We start from the raw sequence: 19950 nt of genomic DNA, 5'->3' as shown, positions 1-19950 counted from the left end.
GCACGGCGGTGCGGGAGCCATCCCGCACCGGCATGAGGAGAACACCATGGCTCAAATGAAATTTATGTGTGACGCCGAACGCTGCATTGAGTGCAACGGCTGCGTCACCGCCTGTAAAAATGCCAACGATGTCGAGTGGGGCATTCAGCGCCGTCGCGTGGTCACGCTCAACGACGGTGAAGCGGATGAAATGTCCATCTCCGTCGCCTGCATGCACTGTGACGACGCCCCTTGCATGGCGGTGTGCCCCACCGACTGCTTCTACAAAACCGATGACGGCATCGTGCTGCACGACAAAGACCTCTGCATCGGCTGTGGTTACTGCCTCTACGCCTGCCCGTTTGGCGCCCCGCAGTTTCCCCAGCAGGATGCCTTTGGTGAGCGCGGCAAGATGGACAAATGTACCTTCTGCGCGGGCGGCCCGGCCGAAAGCAAAGAAGAGGAGTACGAGAAGTACGGTTCCAACCGTATTGCCGAAGGTAAACTGCCGCTGTGTGCTGAGATGTGCTCCACCAAAGCGCTGCTTGCCGGTGATGCCCAAGACGTGGCCGATATCTTCCGTCAGCGTGTTGTCCATCGCGGGCACAAAGATGGCGCCTGGTCTAATAACCCTCAGGCCAGTGCCGACAACCTAGCCTATGATGCTGCCCATAAAGGGTAAGGAGGCGTGTCATGAACCTGTTGACTGCACAGGCATCCGGTGGGGTGCCACGCTCAGGTAAAGGGCTCGCCCTGGGTATTTGGCGCTTTATGTTGGTGGCGTTTGCTCTGGTGCTTAGCCTCGGCTTCACGCAAGTGGCGTTGGCTCAAGCGGATCCTGACCGTGAAATGAACACCGCTGCCCCCGGCATTACCGCCGACCAGTGGCGTCAGGTACGTAGTGGAGAGACCGGGCCTAACTACCGTGACTCGCGTTATGAAAGCGACTACAGCTTGATCAATGCAAGCGGTGAAACCTGGCGGCAGATTCGCAACCGCTGGGTGTCGCCGTTTGGTTTGATTGCGGTATTTGGCATGGCGGCGCTGATCGCGCTGTTCTACTTCATTGTCGGGCGTAAAGAGCTTGAGGCGCCACGCACGGGGCGTCTACTTTTGCGTTGGACGCTGATGAAACGCGCGCTGCACTGGACGGTAGCAACGCTGTTTATCATTCTGGCGCTGACTGGGATGACGCTGCTGTTCGGTAAATTCGTGTTCCGCCCACTGTTTGGCGATGGGATTTGGGCCTGGATGATTGCGGCGACAAAAGTGCTGCATAACTACCTGGGGCCGATCTTTGGCATTCTACTGGTGATCCTGCTGATCAGCTTGATCAAAGACAATATTCCCAAAAAGCACGACTGGGTATGGTTCAAGAAAGGCGGCGGTATGATTGGCAAAAAGCATGTGGATGCTGGTTTTGCCAACGGTGGTGAAAAAGCCTGGTACTGGCTGTTAGCGACGGTGGGAATCTTAGTGGTTGCCAGTGGCTTCGTGCTCGACTTCCCCAACTTCGACCAGGGCCGTGACACCATGCAGTGGGCCAATATTATCCACGCAGTGGGCGCATTGGGGCTTACGGCGGTTTCCCTCGGCCATATCTATATCGGCACGTTGGGTACCGAAGGCGCGCTAGAAGGTATGACCACGGGCTATGTGGATGAGACCTGGGCCAAAGAGCACCATAATCTTTGGTACGAAGAGGTCAAAGACCAAACGCTATCGGAACAAGAGGTGGCGGCCCGCAAGTCATCTAGCGGCAGCAGTGAACCGTCGGCAACGCGAACCAGTTAATAAGCATTTAATGGTCGCTAAGACACCGCCTTTCGGCGGTGTCTTTTGTTATGCTTCACCTTAAGTTATTAAATAACCCAAGCCATGTATGAGAGGAACGGTTATGTCAGCGTTTGATGAGTTAGACCCAACCACGCGCACCGAGCTTGAAGCCGCCGCGTTTCGCCGCTTGCTACAGCATCTGGACGATAACAAAGATGTCCAGAATATCGACCTGATGATCCTGGCGGACTTTTGCCGCAACTGCTTATCGAAATGGCTGGTTAGCGCCGCGGAAGCGCGGGATGAAAGCCTCAGTTACGAAGAGGCACGTGAGTACGTTTACGGTATGCCTTACAGCGAGTGGAAGGAGCTTTACCAGCCGCCCGCTACGCCTGAGCAAATGGCGGCCTGGGAAGCTCACCACGCCAAAAAGAAAGCAGCCAAACAAGGGTGACGTCAATGAGTGAGCCAATGGTGCCCCTCAACATAGCCGTACTCACGGTCTCGGATACCCGCACGGAAGAGACGGATCGGAGCGGTCAAGCCTTGGTCGAGCGGTTAACCAACGCCGGTCATACTCTCGTTGAAAAGCGCATAGTGCCTGACGATGTCTATCGTATTCGTGCGGTGGTCGCGAACTGGATCGCCGAGGCGGATGTGCAGGTAGTCATCACCACCGGAGGCACTGGCTTCACTGGGCGTGACTCTACCCCTGAAGCCATCTCGGTGCTGCTGGATAAGCGCATCGAAGGCTTTGGAGAACGCTTTCGTCAGCTAAGTGGTGAGGAAATTGGCAGTTCCACCATCCAGAGCCGCTGCCTCGGCGGCTTAGCCAACGCCACGGTAGTGTTCTGCCTGCCTGGCTCAACCGGCGCCTGCCGCACCGGCTGGGACGGCATTCTGGCAGAGCAATTGGATAGCCGCCACAAACCCTGCAACTTCGCTAATCTGGTCATCCCAGGTCGAGGCCAGCATGGTTGAATGAGTGGCATATTTTCCAGGCTGCCGCTTGCTGTAGCAACAAGTTTGCGTGGCGACTTGTATTGGGGTTGCGCTGTCGTCGCGCTCTTGAAAGTTAGTGTCAATGCAATAGCTGCATTGGTTTTAACCGGCTAGCTCAGTGCTTCTTCCTTTAGAAAGTTTAGTAATAAAGGGTGATTCGCTAGAGCAATATTGATTCGAAGAGCTGACCCTGACTCGTCATTGCCTAAAGTAAACAAATTTCCAGGTGCTAGGAAAATCCCCTGTGCAGAGGCTTTTTTTGCTAGCTCAAGGCCGTCTACGCTTTTTGGTAAAGGGCACCAAATGTAGTAACTCCCGGTGGGTGGCTGAATTTGCTTGAAACCAATATTTTTCAACGAGGAGATCGCTGCTGCGCTAGCCTTGGCCACTCTCTCGCGTAAACGAGTCATTTGGCGACGATAGCGACCATGAATGATCATTTCATGGATCATCCTTTCAATAATGCTTGAACTGGTAACCACCGTGAGCATTTTAATATCAATCAGTGACCGAACCAGCGTCTGATTAGCTGCAATGTAGCCACAACGCATACTGGCAGATAGCGTTTTGGAAAAAGTGCCAACGTATATGACTCGGTTAAGGCCATCGAGCGAAGCAAGGTGAGGCGTTGATCGGGGGAGAATATCACCAAAAGGATCGTCTTCAATGATGGTTAAATCATGCTGTTCAGCGATACGTAATAAGGCATGCATATTCTGGAGAGACATGGATGTGCCGGTAGGGTTGTGAGCCATAGGCTGAACAAACAAAAGCCTTGGCCGGTATTCCCGGATACTCTGTTCCAGCATATCGAGATCCAGTCCTTGAGGTCCTCTAGTGATGCCGATGGTTTTGGCACGCTGTAGGCGTAATTTACCAAACATTGGGTAATAACCAGGGCTTTCAACTAGCACCACTTCACCGGGCTCTACAAAATGCCTAACAATCAGGTCGAGGGCATGGTTGGCACCGAACGTCATCAAGATTTGATTTGGATGAACGCTAATTGCACGATCGTTTAGCGTTCTGGCGATATCTTCTCGCAGGCCGATCAATCCCTGAGGGTTGCCGTATTCGAACTCATCTCTGGCGTCATTATCCTGATTGCTGCGTTTGAAATAGCGGCGTATGTCCGAGCTTTCCATCCAACTTGCCGGCAGACGTCCATCTCCGGCTCTGACTTCATAATGCTGATTCAATTGTTCTCTTAATAGAGAAACCAAGTCGACCGCTTCAGTAAAATGTTCAGGCTTGATAGCTGGGTGAGCTGGTCTGGTTGCTTCCACATAAAAGCCAGAGCCGCGCCGAGGGCTGATATACCCAGTCGCGACTAAGCGGTCATAAGCATCAATTATAGTATTTTTTGAAACCCCAAAGCTCAGGGTTGCATTGCGAATGGAGGGTAATCTTGTCCCCGCCGTTAGCTGTCCCTGCTCAATGCGCTCAATAACTGTATTGGCGACTTGTTGTGCTCGAGGTGGTTTTTGCTTCATAAAAGGCTCAATTGTACCCATTAATTAAAGGGTACAGTACATGGGTCAATTTTGAATATTGTACCTTGTCCAGTTTTCTCTATCACCCTAACTTAAGATAAGAGTATGTTTTATTTCTAACAATAATCGGTGATGCAGCAGTCTCTAGTTAGCGCTAGTAGCACTGCCATTCACAATGGAGAGCATCGTGAACTTAACAACCATAAATAAAAGCTGGTTATTTTTAAAAACAGTCGCAGCTGTGTCCGCTATGACAGCCTGTGTGGCTCCTTCTGTTGCTATTGCCGAGGATCTGCCCAGCGTAAACTGGCGAATGCAGGCGCTTTGGGATGCGGGGACAACGCCCTATGAATACGAAGAAAAATTCGTAGAGCGGGTATCCGAATTAACTGATGGAAAATTTGAAATTCGATTGTTCGCCGGTGGGCAATTAGTGCCCTCGGCCCAAGCATTTGAAGCTGTACGCGCAGGTGCCTTCCAGATGATGAAGACATTTGACGGCTATGAAGCAGGCTCTATACCTGCTTTCGCGTTCACCAGCACAGTACCGTTTGGTTTTCCTGAGTCTGACCAGTACGAAGCTTGGTTCTATGAGAAAGGGGGAATTGAGCTGGCTCGTCAGGCCTATGCGTCAGCTGGTCTCTACTACATTGCACCTACGGTTTATGGGCAAGAACCCATCCATTCTAAATTTCCTATCGAATCTCTGGATGATCTGGATGGCAAAAAAGGCCGTTTCGTTGGCTTGGCCAGCACGGTGATGAGCGAATTTGGTGTGTCTACGACAGGATTGCCTACGGCAGAGGTGTATCAAGCACTTGAAAAAGGGGTCATTGATCTTGCCGATCGCGGCGACCTGACCGCTAATTTTGAAGCAGGCTTGGGAGAAGTGGCCGGATATATAGCTGTACCTGGCTTTCACCAACCCACGACAGCTACCAGTTATGTAGCGAACCAAGCGGCTTACGATAGTTTACCTGACTCTTACAAAGCGGCCTTGGAAGTGGCTGCCCGTGAGATTTCGTCTTCTTTACGGCAGCACATCCTTGCCCAGGATACTGTTGCTCTCGAAGAGTTCGAAGCGCAAGGCGTACAGATCACCCATTTGAGCCCCGACCTCATTGCAGAAGGGCGCCCGACCGCGATGAATGCATGGAGGAGAGCGGCTGGAGATGACGAATTGGCTAACGAAATTCTCAATAGCCAAATCGAATTCATGCAAGAACTTGGCTTGATTGACTGAGTTCCTACCTTACGGTTCCGCGCGCTGGCAATCCGGTAATAGGCCGGATTGCCTTCCCATCGAGGTTCAATTATGGCTGTTCTTCTTGGCTACTGCCGCCTTATAACGGCTCTTAACCGTTGGGTGGCCACGGTTGTATCGGCTTTTGTCTTCATTATGGTGGCCGTCATCAGCTACGAAGTAGTGTCCCGCTATTTTTTCAATGCACCCACTACCTGGGCTATGGAGCTTGCGACACTATTATTTGGCCCTTACTTCTTACTGGCTGGCCCTTATATTCTACATACTGCTGGACACGTCAACGTTGACATACTTTACCGTAAACTGCCGTTTAAGTTGGCAGGCTTAGTAGACTGTCTAACATATGCGCTGATTGTTGTAGTAACGGTGATTTTTATAGATCAGAGCCTACCTATAGCGCTGAATGCCTACGCAAGTGGTGAAACTTCATTTACCTCTTGGAATCCCCCCGTCTGGCCGGTGAAAGCGCTTATTCCGATCGCTTTTTTATTGCTTCTCATGCAAGCGCTGGCTGAAATTATTTGGGCAGTTAAGCGTTTTCAAGGTCAAGAGGTGAAAGCATGAGTTCTACTCTTGTCCTTTCAATGATGTTTGTCTCACTGTTGGTATTGTTGCTCAGCGGGATGCCTTTAGCATTTGTACTGGCATTTTTGGCAATTTTATTCACAGTCATACTGTGGGGAGCTGATGCACTAGTGCTGACCGTTCTCCAAACCTTTGATGCAATGACATCAGACATCTTGCTGGCTATCCCACTCTATGTGCTGATGGCAAGCGTGCTTCAGCGCTCAGGTATTATTGAAGCGTTATATCGTGCAATGGAGCTCTGGTTCCGACGTTTGCCGGGAGGATTGGCCGTCGGTACCGTGGCGATCTGTACGGTGATGGCGGCGATGACCGGCATTGTTGGGGCGGCTGTTGCGGCAATGGGCATCCTCGCATTGCCATCTATGCTACAGCGCGGTTATGACCAGCGATTAGCACTGGGCACAATCTGTGCAGGAGGTACATTAGGCATTCTGATTCCTCCCTCAATTATTACGATTGTATATGCTTCTACTGCCCAGATATCAGTTGGCAAAATGTTTGCTGCCGGTATTGTTCCAGGAATAATACTGGCAGGACTGTATATTTTTTATATTATTCTGAGAGCAATTATCCAGCCAAACCTAGCTCCTCGGCAGTCTGGAGAGCAGACAAACCTAGGGGAGATGTTGAGTTCTCTTAAAGCTCTGATACTACCAGTACTGATTGTTTTATCCGTGCTGGGTAGTATCTATGCAGGTATTGCCACGCCCACCGAGGCAGCAGCAGTGGGTGTTGTTGGGGCGTTGATTTCAGCGGCCTTTCAGAAGCAGCTGACATTTAAAAACTTATCTGCTGCATCTATGGATACCTTGCGTGTGACCACTATGATTATGTGGATCACGATTGGGGCGAAGATATTTGTATCCATCTTCACCGGCACTGGCGGGGCGGACTCGCTTCTACAATTCATTCAAGACCTTGAAATGAATCGCTGGTTAGTACTGCTTTCCATGATGCTGGTTTTAGTCTTCCTTGGGTTATTCCTGGATGAAATTGGCATCATCCTTTTATGTGTGCCTGTCTTCTTACCTATCATAAACGCCTTTCAATTTGATCCGGTCTGGTTCGGAGTGCTTTTCCTTATTACTGCTCAGATGGGTTATATCACCCCGCCTTTTGGCTACACGCTTTTTTACATAAAGGGAGTACTGCCACCTGATATTGGTATGGGAACTGTATACCGGGCCATCGTACCCTTCTTAGTTTTGCAGCTCATTGCATTAATTTTATTTATGCTTTTTCCCGAAATCGTTACTTGGCTGCCTGAACAACTTTCACAGAAAGTACGCTCTTAAAAAAGGAGATAAAAACAATGACTACAACGACTTCTCGTATTCCAGGGTTGCACAAAATGTCACCTGAAGAGCGGCTACAAAAGGTAGTGGAAGTCACTGGGTTGAGCGAGGATGTTGTCAGGCACCTGGGTAACACGGGCAACCTGGATTCAGCCACAGCCGACTCCATGATCGAGAATGTCATTGGCACCATGAACATTCCTTTGGGTGTGGCGACCAATATGCTGGTAGATGGGCATGATGTCCTAGTGCCCATGGCGACAGAGGAGTCTTCGGTGGTAGCTGCTGTCTGTAACGCAGCCCGTCAGTGCCGTTCAACCGGCGGTTTTAAGACAGACATGTCGAATTCTCACATGATTGCCCAGGTTCAGTTGCTGGGTGTTCCGAATCCTGAATTCGCTCGTTTGCAGATACTAGAGCATAAGTCGCACGTTCAGTTGATATGTGATGAAACAGATCCGGTCTTGCTTAAACACGGCGGCGGGTTCCGTGATATGGAGGTGCGTGTTCTGAAAGGACGCACTGGGCCAATGGTGGTCACCCATCTGATTGTCGATACTCGTGATGCAATGGGCGCTAACGCAGTGAATTCCATGGCGGAAGCCGTAGCCCCCCATATTGCAAAATGGACGGGAGGGAAGACCTATCTGCGTATTTTGTCCAACTTGGCGGATCGTCGGTTAGCGAGAGCACGGGCTACTTGGGCTTTGGACGAAATTGGTGGTGCAGAGGTTCGTGATGGCATATTGGCCGCCTATGACTTCGCCGATATTGACCCTTATCGCGCAGCCACGCATAACAAAGGCATCATGAATGGGGTAAGTGCTGTGGTACTGGCAACTGGAAATGATTGTCGGGCCGTAGAGGCGGGAGCCCATGCTTATGCTGCCCGTACAGGGCAGTACAGCTCATTAACACGATGGGAAGCCGATGCTGACGGAAACCTGACCGGCACTATTGAAATGCCTTTGGCGGTAGGCTTAATTGGTGGAGCCACGCGCTCTCACCCTACAGCGCGTATTGCGCTGGATATAATGAACATAACGACTGCCGAACGGCTTGCCTGCACTATTGCTGCAGTCGGTTTGGCTCAGAACTTCGCTGCACTCAAAGCACTAGCGACGACGGGCATCCAAAAGGGTCATATGGCACTCCATGCGAAAAATATTGCGGTCATGGCAGGTGCGGTTGGTGACGAGATTGAGAAAGTAGCCGACGCGTTGGTGAAGCTTGGTAAGGTAAGGGTCGATGTAGCAGAAGAAATTCTCAACGAGGTGCGACAGTAACGCCTTAGCCAGCTTATATAGAACTGACTAGTCGTCTAGCTAGATGTAACCACTACGGGCTGTTTCTGAACGTTGATCGTGGCATTCTATCTACAGCGCTAATCTACTCTTTAAGGTTAACGACTCCGGTTTTTCTGTTTTAGAGACGACTATGCCATCACTTCATAATACCCGGTTCATGCTCGCCAACCTGGTCATCCCTGGCCGAGGTCAGCATGAGTGACTTGCAGCCGATATCAGCCGCGCTTGAAGCGCTACTGGCAGACGTCAACGTAATAGACGTAGAGAGTGTTCCGCTGGAAGCCGCTGCCGGGCGTGTGTTGGCCGAAGCCGTCACCGCACAGCTGGATGTGCCGCCGTTCGATAACAGCGCAATGGACGGATACGTTTTGCGCGCTGCCGATGCGGGGCAGTGGCTGCCGGTGAGCCAACGCATTGCTGCCGGCACGCAGGCGAAAGCGCTTGCACCTGGAAGCTGCGCACGTATTTTTACCGGCGGTGAGATTCCTCCCGGTGCCGACTGCGTGGTGATGCAGGAGCGCGTACAAGTTGACGGTGATCGTGCGCTGATACCTGCGGACATTCCCGCAGGTGATAATGTCCGCCGCCAAGGGCGTGACGTGCGCCAGGGCAGCATACTATTAGATGCTGGTGAGCGGCTCGAAGCAGCGGCCCTTGGCCACTTGGCAGGTCAGGGAATTACTCAGGTAAGCGTGCGCCGGCGCCCCCGTGTGGCGCTGCTTTCGACGGGCGATGAGATTATTGATCCGGGAACGCCGCTAAAGCCAGGTCAACTCTACAACTCCAACCGGCCGATGCTTAGGCGCCTGTTAGAGAACTTTGGCGCCGAGGTGGTGAGTACCGTTAGTGTGCCGGATGACTATGCCCGCACCGTGGCACTGTTAACGGCCGCCGCTGCTGAGGCAGACCTGGTGGTCACCACTGGCGGCGTCAGCGTCGGCGAAGAGGATCATGTCAAAGCTGCGCTGGAAGCGATTGGCCAGCTCGATATGTGGAAGCTGGCGATCCGCCCCGGTAAGCCGCTAGCACTGGGTCGTTTGCCTCGCGATGACGGCAGCCAGGCGCGGTTTGTCGGTTTGCCAGGCAATCCGGTCTCGGGGTTTGTGGGTGCTTGGCTGTTTTTACGTCCCTTACTGGGCGCAATGCTTGGTTGTCCAGCGCTAACATCGCTGCCAGCGGTGACCGCGAAAGCGGGGTTTGCTACCTCCACCGGCCCACGTGAACACTATATGCGTGTAACGCTTGAGTTCACGCCAAGCGGGGTGACGGCGACGGCCTTTGAGGATCAGAATTCCGGGGTGCTTTCATCCTGTATTAACGCCGATGCTTTTGCAGTGATTCCGGCCAATAGCGACATAGCCGAGGGCGATGCCATTAGCTGTTTGTGGTTGGCTGGCTAAGAGCAGGGGCTGAGAAAGCTAAGGATTAAGCTTGCGGGCATCCAGTAGCAGTACTAGCTGTTGCTGGACGAAGGTTAACCCGCATAGCGCCGTGGAAAATCGGCGGGAAAGCAGCAGTTTAGGCAGCGGGTAGAGCGTGTTGGCCGGCAGTTGCTGAAGCGTTATGTCACCGCTCACGCCCAGTTGCCAAGTGCTGTTGTTGTCGCTGGCTGCTTGAGCGTCGCGCAGGGTGAGCCAGCGGTTAGGTGGGGAGTCATGGTCTCCACCTTCATAGAGCAGCGTTTGAGCATTGGCAGTGCGCGGTGCCATGGGATGATCGGTCATGGCCAGCACATGGCGCGCTTCCAAGGCGGTACGGTAAGGCCCTACGCAAAACAGCACCAAGGCAACCTGGGCCTGTTCATGATGGCCGCGATGCAAGGGCACTTTAACCAAGCCCCTGCTGGTAGGCGTCGAAGAGCGCCTCTGGGTCAAGCAGGGCAAGCGCTTCTTGCTCATCTATCTGCCATAGCGCGCTGACATAAGGGCGCAACGTGCCGGAAAGCGTCTCTGGCGGCGCTTGCAGCATACTTTGAGTGACCTCGCACACATCATCAAGCTGTTCAATACGCACACCGCTAGTAATCCCTGCCGCGCTCACTAACAGAATCATCCCCTTACTGTTACCTTCCGGTGCAGGTAAACCGAGTAGTTGATGCAGGCTAATGACGGACTCGATAGTGCCCCGCAGGTGCAGCACACCTTCGGTAGAGAAAGGCAGTCCTGGCACGTAATAGACGGGTTGGTCGCTGGATAGAATTTCACTCACCGCGCTGCCGGGTAGTGCAAAAGGCTGGCCGTTGAGCCGGAAGAGCACTAGCTGTTGGGTAGGCTCATCAATATCTACCACCGCCTCAGCATCGCCGTGTACTGCTAATGCCTCGTCAAGGGTTTGGGTAGCGGGCGGCTGGTCATTTGCCTCGCCGTTGCGGGGAAATTCAGCGGTCATCGGCCAGCTCCGGCGATATCACTACCTGATTGCGACCTTGGTGTTTGGCGCGATAGAGCGCTTGGTCGGCGCTTAAACGCAGCGGCTCGGTAGAAGGTTGTGCGGGGAAGCTGCTAATGCCTGCACTGAAGGTGCAGCGAAAGCGAACCTCACCGGCGTGAAAATCGACCAGTGCAAAATCCTCGCGCAGGCTATCGATTAATGTGGCGGCTTTCTCGGCATTAATGCCCTTTAACAGCACAACAAACTCTTCTCCGCCGTAGCGGCCGATAATATCGGAGAGACGCAGGCGACTCTTTAATAGTCTTGCCAGGGTGATAATTACCTGGTCACCCGCCAAATGACCGTGGGTGTCGTTGACATGCTTGAAGTGATCAATGTCGATCATCGCCATGGCGTGCTGGCTATTATCACGGTGCGCCTGAGCGAGGTTTTTATTGATCAGTTCAGTGGTGGTGCTGTGGTTATACAGCCCGGTCATGCTGTCGCGGGTCATTAATGAGCGCAGCAGACGCAGGCGTTCGGCGCGCAGTTGCACGGCAGAGACCAGCTCTTCGGGCTGAACGGGTTTGGTGAGAAAGGCTTCAACCCCCGCAGACATAGCGGATATCTGCTTTTGGCTGTCGGTTTCACTGGAGAGATAGATAATCGGTAGACCCAGGTGTTCCGGCTGCTGGCGAATAATCGATGCCAGCTCTTCCCCAGAACACACCGGCATATACACATCGACCAACAGTAAATCGGGGCTAAAGCGCTCCATTACCGTGAGTGCATCGGCGGGATGGTGAACCTGATGAGTCAGCATTCCGCTCTCTTCAAGCAACAGAGCGTGGTAAGCGGCTGCTTCGGGCTCATCATCCACCACTAGCACCTTGAGTGGCTCTTCTGCCGCCGGAGCGGTCAGTTCATCCACTGCCAGCATCAGATCCAGCGGTTTTACCGGTTTGGTAAAGTAGCCGCCGCAGCCTGCACGAACGGCACTCAGGCGCGAATGAAAGTCGCTGTGGGCCGACAAAACGATGGCAGGAAGCGGTTGGCCTGTCAGTTTGTTCAAGCTGGTCAGGGTTTCAGTGCCTGCCGTCTGCCCTTGGGGGAACTGCACATCCATGATGACTGCGTCAGGGCGACGAGTGAGCACGGCGTTAAAGAATGTGTCTGTATCGATAAACTGAACGACTTCGTGACCAAAGCAGCGTAGGTGATGGATTAATTGATCGACCTGCTCGGGTTCATCGTCGCACAGATAAATTAACCGCTGGCGCTTATTGCGCAGTGGCTCAACCTGGCTGGAAAGCTCGAAGCTGTTTACGGCCGCCAGCGCTTGCTGTTGACCGTGGTGGGAGCGCAGGTGCTGCTGCTCGTGACCCATCTGGAGAAGCAATTGACTGATAAACGTATCGATATCGGCGCGGGCGGGGGAGGTAGTGAGCGCCTCCTGCGCCTGATCCGCCAGCAGGGCAAGCCGCTCAAACCCCAGCGACCTCCCGGTTCCTTTCAAACTATGAAAGAAACGGTGCAGCTCTGGCGCGAGCCGCGCCTGTTCTTCGCTCGTCGTGCGACTCTGCTGCCACAGCTCGGCGGTTTGCGCTAAGCGGGACGGAAGCTGCTCAATAAAACGCTCACGCAGCTGGTTCAGCTTATCGTGCAGCGAAGGGGCGGGCTTAGACATCAAACTACCTACGTAAGTGAACGAAAGCGGCGATCCATTCCATCAGTGATCCATTCCCTCTAGCGATGGTTACTCATCAAGCGCCTGTTTTACTGCGGCCTCTAGGTTGGATGCCAGCTCGGCATCTTTACGCAAACAGGCATGCAGGCCTGGTGTTTGCTGAAGCGTTGTGTCCGGCGTGTCTCCGGTGAGTAAAATAAACGGTAGGTGATTAGCCTGCTCGCGCAGCATCGCCAGCAGTGCTACCCCACTGATGAGGGGCATATGCATATCGCTGACAATCAGCTTGATATCGCTGCGATTATCTAGCTGCTCGACGGCTTCCATCGCGTTAATGGCCAGCAGCGTCTCATGGCCCTGATGCTCAAGCAGTGCCGCCGTCATTTCCCCGGCAAGCGGATCGTCGTCTACGACCAGGATAGGCATTCCATGACCTCATGGTAGTTGTGTCTTTGATGGCTATGTCATTAACAGTCGTGTCAGTATCACTCGTGATTAACCCAGTAGGGCCTGGAGTGTCTCAACTAAATTGTTTTGGTCAAAGCTACCTTTGACGATATAAGCGTCAGCACCGACTTCAATACCGCGTCGCCGATCAGCCTCCTTTTCCCGCGAGGTGATAATAATAATTGGCCGATAACGATAAACCTCATTTTCGCGCAGTCGGGCAGTCAGCGCAAAGCCATCCATTACCGGCATCTCAACGTCGGTAAGTACGGCATCAAACGGCTCTGCCAGTGCTTTGGCTAATCCGTCGCGACCATTTTCGGCCAGGGTAACGTGGTAGCCCCACGCTTCGAGTACATCTTTCTCTATTTCGCGGGTATTCAGTGAGTCGTCGACCACCAAAATGCGTTTCGCGAGAGCGGAGGATGCACGCTCTTCGTTAGCACGTTGGGCACTGTGTCGGGTGACTTCCAGTAAAGCGGGTACGTGGAGTAGGCTTACCAGCGCATTGCGTCCCATGGAAACCATGCCCGAGACCAGCGGTAAATAACGCAGATGTACGGGCAGTGGCTTGATGATCATATCGCGTTCATCAATCAGGGAGTCAATAATCAGAGCAAGCTTCTGGTGCCGCTGGTGGACGACCAGCAGTAGGGTAGTATCAGTACCGGACGCCGTCTCTGGTAGCTCAAGCAGTTGGGCTAGCGATACCACCGGCACAAATTCATTGCGTAAAATCAGCGTGCGCTGACCCGCAGCATCAATAAATGATTGTGATGAGCACTCTACCAACTCTGATACGTAAGGCGCCGTTACCCCTAGGTTGACGCCGCCGACGCTGACCAGCAGTACCCGCATCATCGCCAACGAGAGTGGCAGGCGCAGAGTAAAGCGGGTGCCGCTACCGCGTTCGCTGGCAAGCTGCAGGTCGCCGTTAAGCTCATCCACCACGGTGCGCTTGACTACATCCATGCCCACACCGCGGCCAGAAAAGTCGGTAATCATGCTCTTGGTAGAGAAGCCCGGCAGGAATATAAGCTCTAGCGTTTCCTGTACGCTCAGTGCATGGAGCTGCTCTTCGCTCACCAACTGCTTGGCGAGCGCTTTTTGACGTACCGCTTCAAGCGAAATACCCGCGCCGTCGTCACGCATCTCTACCACCACCCAGCCAGCATCCTGCCAGGCTTCGATAATCAACTGCCCACGGGGAGGTTTACCCGCTACCTGGCGCTCGGCAGGCAGCTCTAAGCCGTGATCCAAGGCATTGCGCAGCAGGTGAATAAGCGGATCCGACAGGCGATCAATCATCTGGCGATCAAGTTCGATTTCGCTGCCTCGCACCCGGCAGTCGACCTGTTTGCCGAGTGACTGGGCCAATTCCCGGGACATATGCGCGAGTGGATCAAACACCACGCTTAGCGGCAGCATGCGCATTTGCAGTGCGCGGTCGTGTAGGTCGCTCATCAGCGAATCGTGGCTTAACACGCTATCTTTCAGCTCACGGTGAAAGGCGTGAAAAGGCCCCTGCTGTTCGGCAGGAGGTGTGATGCTTAGCTCACGGGCTTGGTCAACCAGGGTATGTAAATGATGATGGCCGGAAAGCACTTCGCCCATCAAACGAATAACATCGTCCAGTCGATCCAAGCGAACCCGCACAGTATCGCTGAGCCGCAGTTCGCTCTCCGCCACCAGCGCAGCGGAGGAAGGCGGTGTTGAGGAGGACGGTAGCGCAGGCACAGAGGATGGCGCCGCCTCAGCGGGAGTAATGGGCGGGGGTGGGGCCTGACCGAGGGCAGCCGCTTCCAGGGCGCTACATAGCGCCTCATCAGCCGCGGGTAGGTCGTCACCTGTCGCTCCTTCGGCAAGTCGACTGACTAAGTCAGCAAGACCGTCAACCGCCTGGCTGAGCAGGCTGGTCACCGTTGGCGTTGCGGTTAGGGTGCCGTCGCGCAGAGCGCTGAGCAGCTCTTCAGTGCTATGTGCCAGCGCCGTAATTGGCACCAGTTTAAGCATTCGCGACGAGCCTTTCAGCGTATGCGCTGCGCGGAACAGGTCGTTGATCTGTTCGCGATCAGCATGGCCCTGCTCCAGTGCGCTAATTCCTTCTCGCAAGCGGGGCAGGTGGTCGGCTGCCTCTTCCACAAAGCGTTGTATAAAGCGGCGAATATCCAGCGCCATAATTAACCCACTCCCTGGGTGGTACTGGTTGATGCCAGTGTTAGGTTCACCGCGTCTAAATAACGTTCGGCTAGAAAGCGCGCATCGCCTGGCGGTAGTGGTGGGGTGATGGTGTCTAGCCCTCCATCAGAGGTGGGCGCGGTGGTCAGCAAACGAACCACCGCAGCATAGCGCTGCTTGCGCTGTAATGGCTTGTCGGCCAGTTCACCTTGGCGATAAAGTTCAGCTAAATAGAAATGGGCCGGCCAACACTCCGGGGCAGCGTAAATGGCCCGCTTAAAATGCTCGTAGGCGAGCTGGGGTCGCTGCTGCCAGCGGGCGACCAACCCGGCCAGCACCAGCGCATCGATCGACCACGGCTGTTGCTCAAGTAGCGCCTCAAGCAGCGTAGCGGCGTCGTCAAACGCATTTTGGTTGAGCAACCGATGGGCGGTGTGCAGTTGGTGGCTAATGCTGTCCGTTGGCTCTTTTTCCGTTGCATGCTGACGTGGCGCCTGGGGTGCCACGTCAGTGCAGTTGTCTAACGCTAGCTGTTTATTTGCGCTCTCAGCAACGCTAAGACTGTCTTCAGTAATACTGTCTTCAGCCATGTTGTCCATCGCAAGTAATGAGGGCTGAAGGGGCGTCTCTGGCACTATCGCGGGTTGCTCTGCATGGCGAAAGTAAAATACGCCCTGAGCTTCGGTCAATTCAAACACGCCGAGATCGTTACCCAGGGTTTCGGTGACGCCGCAGAGTAAAATGCCATTGGGGGCCAGCAACTGGCTAAGTTGCTGATGGATATGGCGCCGCGTCTGCTGGTCAAAGTAGATCGAGACATTGCGAAACAGAATTACATCAAAGGGGCCGACGGGGCTGTCTTCGTTGGCGTTTAACAGGTTAAACGGCCGAAAGGTTACCCATTGGCGCAGCGGTTCGTGAAGCTTGTAACGCCCCTTGTGGGGGCTGAAGTAACGCTTTTTGAAGGCGGGGGAGAGGGCGCGAAACGCCATGCCGCCATAAACTGCCTGGCGTGCCTTGGCGAGGACTTGGTGATCCAGGTCGCCGCCGGTAATAGTAAACAGTGCTTTGGCCCGCTCGCCAAAGCACTCAAATAGCATCATCGCTACGCTATAGGGCTCTTCACCGGAAGAGCAGCCCGCGCTGAAGATAGAGAGCGGCGGCTGCTCTGTTGTTAGGCGTTGCGGTAAATAGGTGTTGACCAGCCAGTCCAGGGCGTCAGGTTCGCGAAAAAAATAGGTTTCGTTGACCGTTAACTGGCTGACAAATTGATCGAATAGCGCCGTGTCACAGCTTAATTGCTTGAGGAGCTGAGTGATGTCGGTTAGCCCCGTGGAGGCCTGTAAGCTGGCTACTGCTCGGAATAGCCGGGCTTCGGCCAAGCCATCTAGGTGTAAACCGCAGCGTTGATGCACCAGAGCTTTGAAGGGAGCAAACGCACTCATGCCAGAGGCTCCGGTCGGCTATCCATGCAGCCATGGACATCGCGTAGCAGTCGATCCGGAAGGCTATCGAGCGGTAATTCATACTGTATGACGCCTGCTTTGACGGCTTCCTGATTCATGCCATAAATCACCGAGCTAGCTTCATCTTGCGCGAAAGTGGTTCCGCCTGCGCGATGTATCGCCCGCATGCCATTCACTCCATCGCGGCCCATGCCGGTCAAAATAATACCAATCGCATCGCTGCCGTAGACCGCCGCGACACTTTGCAGCAGCACATCGCAACTGGGGTGGTACAGGGAGCATTCAGGACTGGGTTGAAGCTGGAAGCGGTGGCGGGAGGATACGCATAAGTCACGCTCGGAAGGTGATAGGTAAATATGCCCAGGGCGTAGCCGTTCGCCCTCTTGACCCACGCTAACCGGCATAGTGCAAAGGGATGCCAGCCATTGCGCCATGCCATCAATAAATCCATGACTGATGTGCTGGGCGATCACAATGGGGGCTGGAAACCCGCTGGGTAGCCTCCGCAGCACCCGCACTAAGGCTTGCGGGCCACCGGTTGAGCAGGCGATCGCGACCACGTGCTGGAAGTTACGCGGCACCCCCCGTGGTGTTACAGCAAATGTCGCTCTTGGAGGAGAGGGGGTGGGTGCTAAGCCGCGTCGACGTAGACGAGTGATGACCGCCACGCCGGAAAGCAGGCGTACACGCTCCAGCAAGCGTTCGGCATCGGCTCCTTCCAGAGTGGGTTTAGGCATGACCTCCAACGCGCCTACCTCAAGGGCTTGATAAGCCGTTTGCGCATCGGAGCGGTCGCTGACTACCAGAATGGGCACTCCTTTGCTGTACATGATCTCTTCGATCGCGGACAAGCCGTCCATCACCGGCATGTTGAGATCCATGGTGATCAGCTGCGGCGCAAGGCGCTTGGCCAGTTCCACCGCTTCGCGACCATTAGTGGCTTCCCCCACGATCTCAATATCATCGTCCCGGCTGAGGATATCGCGTAGCACGTCGCGGGCTACTTGGCTGTCGTCGGCAATGACTACCCGAATTACACTCATCCGGTATCCTTATCAGCGATTTTTATTTGTTAGGGTGAACTCCTGCACCAGCGCGTTAAGCTCAGCCGACATATGGATCATGTCCTGGCTAATATCGGTAATACTGCGCACTGAGTGTGCGTTGCGAGAACTGGCCGTATCGATATCGCGTAGCGCCATCACCACCTGGCTGCTGGCGGTTTTTTGCTGCTGTGTGGAGAGCGATATCTGCTGGGCCGCGCTGCTGGTTTGACTCGCCGCCTTGAGCAGCGCCTCCAGATCCTGGGCGGTACTCATGCTTGCCTCAACGCCCTGCTCGATTGAGGAGGCACCTTTTTCAGAGGCCACCACCAAGCGATTAATCGCCGTCTGAATATCATCGGTATGCGCTTCAATCTCTTGGGTTGAGTCGGTCACGCTGTCAGCCAAGCGGCGTATCTCACTGGCGACAACCGAAAAGCGGCGGCCCGATTCCCCTGCGCTTGAAGCTTCCAAGGCGGCATTAAAAGCGATCAGCTTGGTCTGAGCGGCCAGGGTGTTGATCAGCTCCATAACCTTGTTGATCTGTTTGGATTTCGCCCCCAGCGTCATGATCTCTGTCAGGCTCTGTTCGCTGTCGCTACGGATATCCTGCATTTTTGACTGTAGCAGCTGCATGGCCGAACTGCCTTTCCGGCTGCGCTCCAGCGTCTGATTGGCAACGTCGACCACCGACTGAGAGTGATCGGCAATTTGGGTTGATGAGGTAGAGAGTTCTTCCATGGTGGAAGTTATTTCCGCTACCGAAGAGGCCATCTCCTCGACCGCTGCGGCCATGGTTTGGCTTGCTTCATGATCGATATCGCTGCCGTGCACACCGGAAAGCCCGGCGGTTTTCGCCAGCCGGTCGGCAACTTGCGTTAGTGCCTGAGCGTTTTTGGACACTGCCGCAATAGCGCGGGAGAGGCGCTCAAGGAGCTCGTTGGTTTGGTTGGCTAAGTCGCCAAGTTCGGCTTTGTCATCGGTGCTGACCCGCCGCGAAAGATCCAGGCTGTGGGTGATGTCTTTCAACTGGCGCTGGAAATCAATCAGCGGGCGGATGAGGCTGCCAGTCAGCGGGTAGAGTACCAGCAGCCCAACGAGCAGAATGAGCAGCCCTATACCGCTGGACTCCAGGAAGCGCTCGTGGGTGGACGCCAGGTACGCCTTTTTATCGACTTCCACCATTAGGTAGCGCTGCAGCTCGGGGAGCCAGATCGTGCTGACCAACACTTCTTGACCGTCACGGGTCGCTTCATGCACCTGTAGCTGCTCGTTTTGCAGCAAACGCTGCGACGCTTGCTCTGGTACGGCCTCGGTGGCTGTTGCGACAGTAGGAGCTGATTCATCACTACGATTGGCTTTGCCGCTGCGAACAAGCAGCTCACCTTCGGCGCTGAGCAGCGAGGCGTGTCCGCTACCACCTAAGCGAAAGTCATCAATCAAACTGGCCATTTGGGAGAGATCAAGCCCCGCACCGGCCACGACCAGCGGTCGACCGTTGGCGGCATTTACCGCGCTGCGATAATTGACGTACACAAAGGCATCGTCGGGGGAAAAAGTGTCGCTATCTAAATTTAGCTCGTAAGCGTTGTCGCTGTCAGTAAAGTGGTAGTACCAGTCATCTTCGTTGCCGGGGGGCTGGATAATGCGCTGCAGAAATTCACCGTTGCGCAGCTGGAAATAGTAGCCCCGACCCTGGTGTTGAGCGGCGATAAACAGCAGCTCGGTGTCTAACTGCTCCATAAGACGCGCTAGATACGCCGCAATGTCGTTTTGTCGCTCTTCCGGTAGGCCTTCGCGAACCCACTGCTCAATAAAGTAGCTATTGGCCAAGCTTTCGGAAATGGCAAGATCCTGGCTAAGGCTGAGGTTTATATGCGCTGCCAGCCCTTTGACCTGTGCCGGTAGCTCTTGATTAAGCAGGTTATCCAGCCGCGCTTGGCTGTGTGAACGTGCTTGAAGATAGAGCGCCAAAAGCATCGCGAATGCTAAGACTGTCCCAAAAGAGAGAAATAGACGAAGCCGTAAAGGTAGGGATTTCCAGCGCGCCATCAT

General features: G+C 54.2%; 18 protein-coding genes. 9 read left to right on the top strand and 9 right to left on the bottom strand.

The genetic code is table 11. The features are described from left to right. The first annotated feature begins 46 nt into the window (after nt 1-46). The 4 genes from fdh3B (at nt 47) to moaB (ending at nt 2736) form a co-directional block, all read left to right on the top strand. Nucleotides 47-661 carry a formate dehydrogenase FDH3 subunit beta gene (gene fdh3B, locus YERSI8AC_RS20300; protein ID WP_022521832.1) on the top strand — a complete coding sequence of 205 codons (615 nt, stop codon included), beginning with the start codon at nt 47-49 and terminating at the stop codon, nt 659-661. 11 nt (nt 662-672) lie between these two features. Continuing rightward, nucleotides 673-1773: a formate dehydrogenase subunit gamma gene (locus tag YERSI8AC_RS20295; RefSeq protein ID WP_159177402.1), complete on the top strand. Its 1101-nt coding sequence runs from the start codon at nt 673-675 to the stop codon at nt 1771-1773. Nucleotides 1774-1876: 103 nt separating this feature from the next. Further along, nucleotides 1877-2209, top strand: a complete 333-nt coding sequence (locus YERSI8AC_RS20290; protein ID WP_022521834.1) for a DUF1244 domain-containing protein — start codon at nt 1877-1879, stop codon at nt 2207-2209. Nucleotides 2210-2214: 5 nt separating this feature from the next. Then, on the top strand, nt 2215-2736 hold the full coding sequence (gene moaB / locus YERSI8AC_RS20285) for a molybdenum cofactor biosynthesis protein B (protein WP_022521835.1): 522 nt from the start codon (nt 2215-2217) through the stop codon (nt 2734-2736). Between the two features lie 131 nt (nt 2737-2867). On the opposite strand, the gene YERSI8AC_RS20280 is transcribed toward moaB, so the two are convergent. Next, entirely contained in the window at nt 2868-4250 is a 1383-nt protein-coding gene (locus YERSI8AC_RS20280) for an aminotransferase-like domain-containing protein (protein ID WP_022521836.1), read from the bottom strand. Between the two features lie 187 nt (nt 4251-4437). Between YERSI8AC_RS20280 and dctP the strand changes: the two genes are divergently transcribed. From dctP to YERSI8AC_RS20255, 5 genes are all read left to right on the top strand, one after another. After that, a complete protein-coding gene (gene dctP / locus YERSI8AC_RS20275) occupies nt 4438-5493 on the top strand; it encodes a TRAP transporter substrate-binding protein DctP (RefSeq protein ID WP_236557362.1) in 1056 nt (351 codons plus the stop codon). A 72-nt stretch (nt 5494-5565) separates the two neighbouring features. After that, a complete protein-coding gene (locus YERSI8AC_RS20270; RefSeq protein ID WP_022521838.1) occupies nt 5566-6078 on the top strand; it encodes a TRAP transporter small permease subunit in 513 nt (170 codons plus the stop codon). Further along, the gene (locus YERSI8AC_RS20265) at nt 6075-7397 is read left to right on the top strand and encodes a TRAP transporter large permease (RefSeq protein ID WP_009285872.1); all 1323 of its coding nucleotides are present in this window, start codon (nt 6075-6077) and stop codon (nt 7395-7397) included. Before YERSI8AC_RS20270 ends, YERSI8AC_RS20265 begins: the two co-directional genes overlap by 4 nt. An 8-nt stretch (nt 7398-7405) precedes the next feature. Then, nucleotides 7406-8683, top strand: a complete 1278-nt coding sequence (locus tag YERSI8AC_RS20260) for a hydroxymethylglutaryl-CoA reductase, degradative (RefSeq protein ID WP_258955994.1) — start codon at nt 7406-7408, stop codon at nt 8681-8683. 215 nt (nt 8684-8898) lie between these two features. Continuing rightward, on the top strand, nt 8899-10104 hold the full coding sequence (locus YERSI8AC_RS20255) for a molybdopterin molybdotransferase MoeA (RefSeq protein WP_159177400.1): 1206 nt from the start codon (nt 8899-8901) through the stop codon (nt 10102-10104). An 18-nt stretch (nt 10105-10122) separates the two neighbouring features. Here YERSI8AC_RS20255 and YERSI8AC_RS20250 read toward each other — a convergent pair whose 3' ends face one another. The 8 genes from YERSI8AC_RS20250 to YERSI8AC_RS20215 form a co-directional block, all read right to left on the bottom strand. After that, nucleotides 10123-10530 carry a hypothetical protein gene (locus YERSI8AC_RS20250; protein ID WP_022521842.1) on the bottom strand — a complete coding sequence of 136 codons (408 nt, stop codon included), beginning with the start codon at nt 10528-10530 and terminating at the stop codon, nt 10123-10125. 1 nt (nt 10531) lies between these two features. After that, nucleotides 10532-11092 (bottom strand): chemotaxis protein CheW, encoded by a 561-nt coding sequence (locus tag YERSI8AC_RS20245; protein WP_022521843.1) that lies wholly within the window; start codon nt 11090-11092, stop codon nt 10532-10534. Beyond that, a complete protein-coding gene (locus YERSI8AC_RS20240; protein ID WP_022521844.1) occupies nt 11082-12761 on the bottom strand; it encodes a diguanylate cyclase in 1680 nt (559 codons plus the stop codon). The genes YERSI8AC_RS20245 and YERSI8AC_RS20240 overlap by 11 nt, the downstream gene beginning before the upstream one ends. A gap of 69 nt (nt 12762-12830) precedes the next feature. Next, nucleotides 12831-13187: a response regulator gene (locus tag YERSI8AC_RS20235; RefSeq protein WP_159177399.1), complete on the bottom strand. Its 357-nt coding sequence runs from the start codon at nt 13185-13187 to the stop codon at nt 12831-12833. Nucleotides 13188-13256: 69 nt separating this feature from the next. Further along, on the bottom strand, nt 13257-15386 hold the full coding sequence (locus YERSI8AC_RS20230; protein ID WP_022521846.1) for a hybrid sensor histidine kinase/response regulator: 2130 nt from the start codon (nt 15384-15386) through the stop codon (nt 13257-13259). A 2-nt stretch (nt 15387-15388) separates the two neighbouring features. Next, on the bottom strand, nt 15389-16831 hold the full coding sequence (locus tag YERSI8AC_RS20225) for a CheR family methyltransferase (RefSeq protein WP_022521847.1): 1443 nt from the start codon (nt 16829-16831) through the stop codon (nt 15389-15391). Continuing rightward, entirely contained in the window at nt 16828-17895 is a 1068-nt protein-coding gene (cheB, locus tag YERSI8AC_RS20220) for a chemotaxis-specific protein-glutamate methyltransferase CheB (RefSeq protein ID WP_159177398.1), read from the bottom strand. Before cheB ends, YERSI8AC_RS20225 begins: the two co-directional genes overlap by 4 nt. A 12-nt stretch (nt 17896-17907) precedes the next feature. After that, nucleotides 17908-19950 carry a methyl-accepting chemotaxis protein gene (locus tag YERSI8AC_RS20215; protein WP_159177397.1) on the bottom strand — a complete coding sequence of 681 codons (2043 nt, stop codon included), beginning with the start codon at nt 19948-19950 and terminating at the stop codon, nt 17908-17910.

It is taken from the genome of Halomonas sp. 113 (assembly GCF_904067645.1).
GTDB lineage: Bacteria > Pseudomonadota > Gammaproteobacteria > Pseudomonadales > Halomonadaceae > Vreelandella > Vreelandella titanicae.
This window is presented reverse-complemented; position numbering and strand designations above follow the sequence as displayed.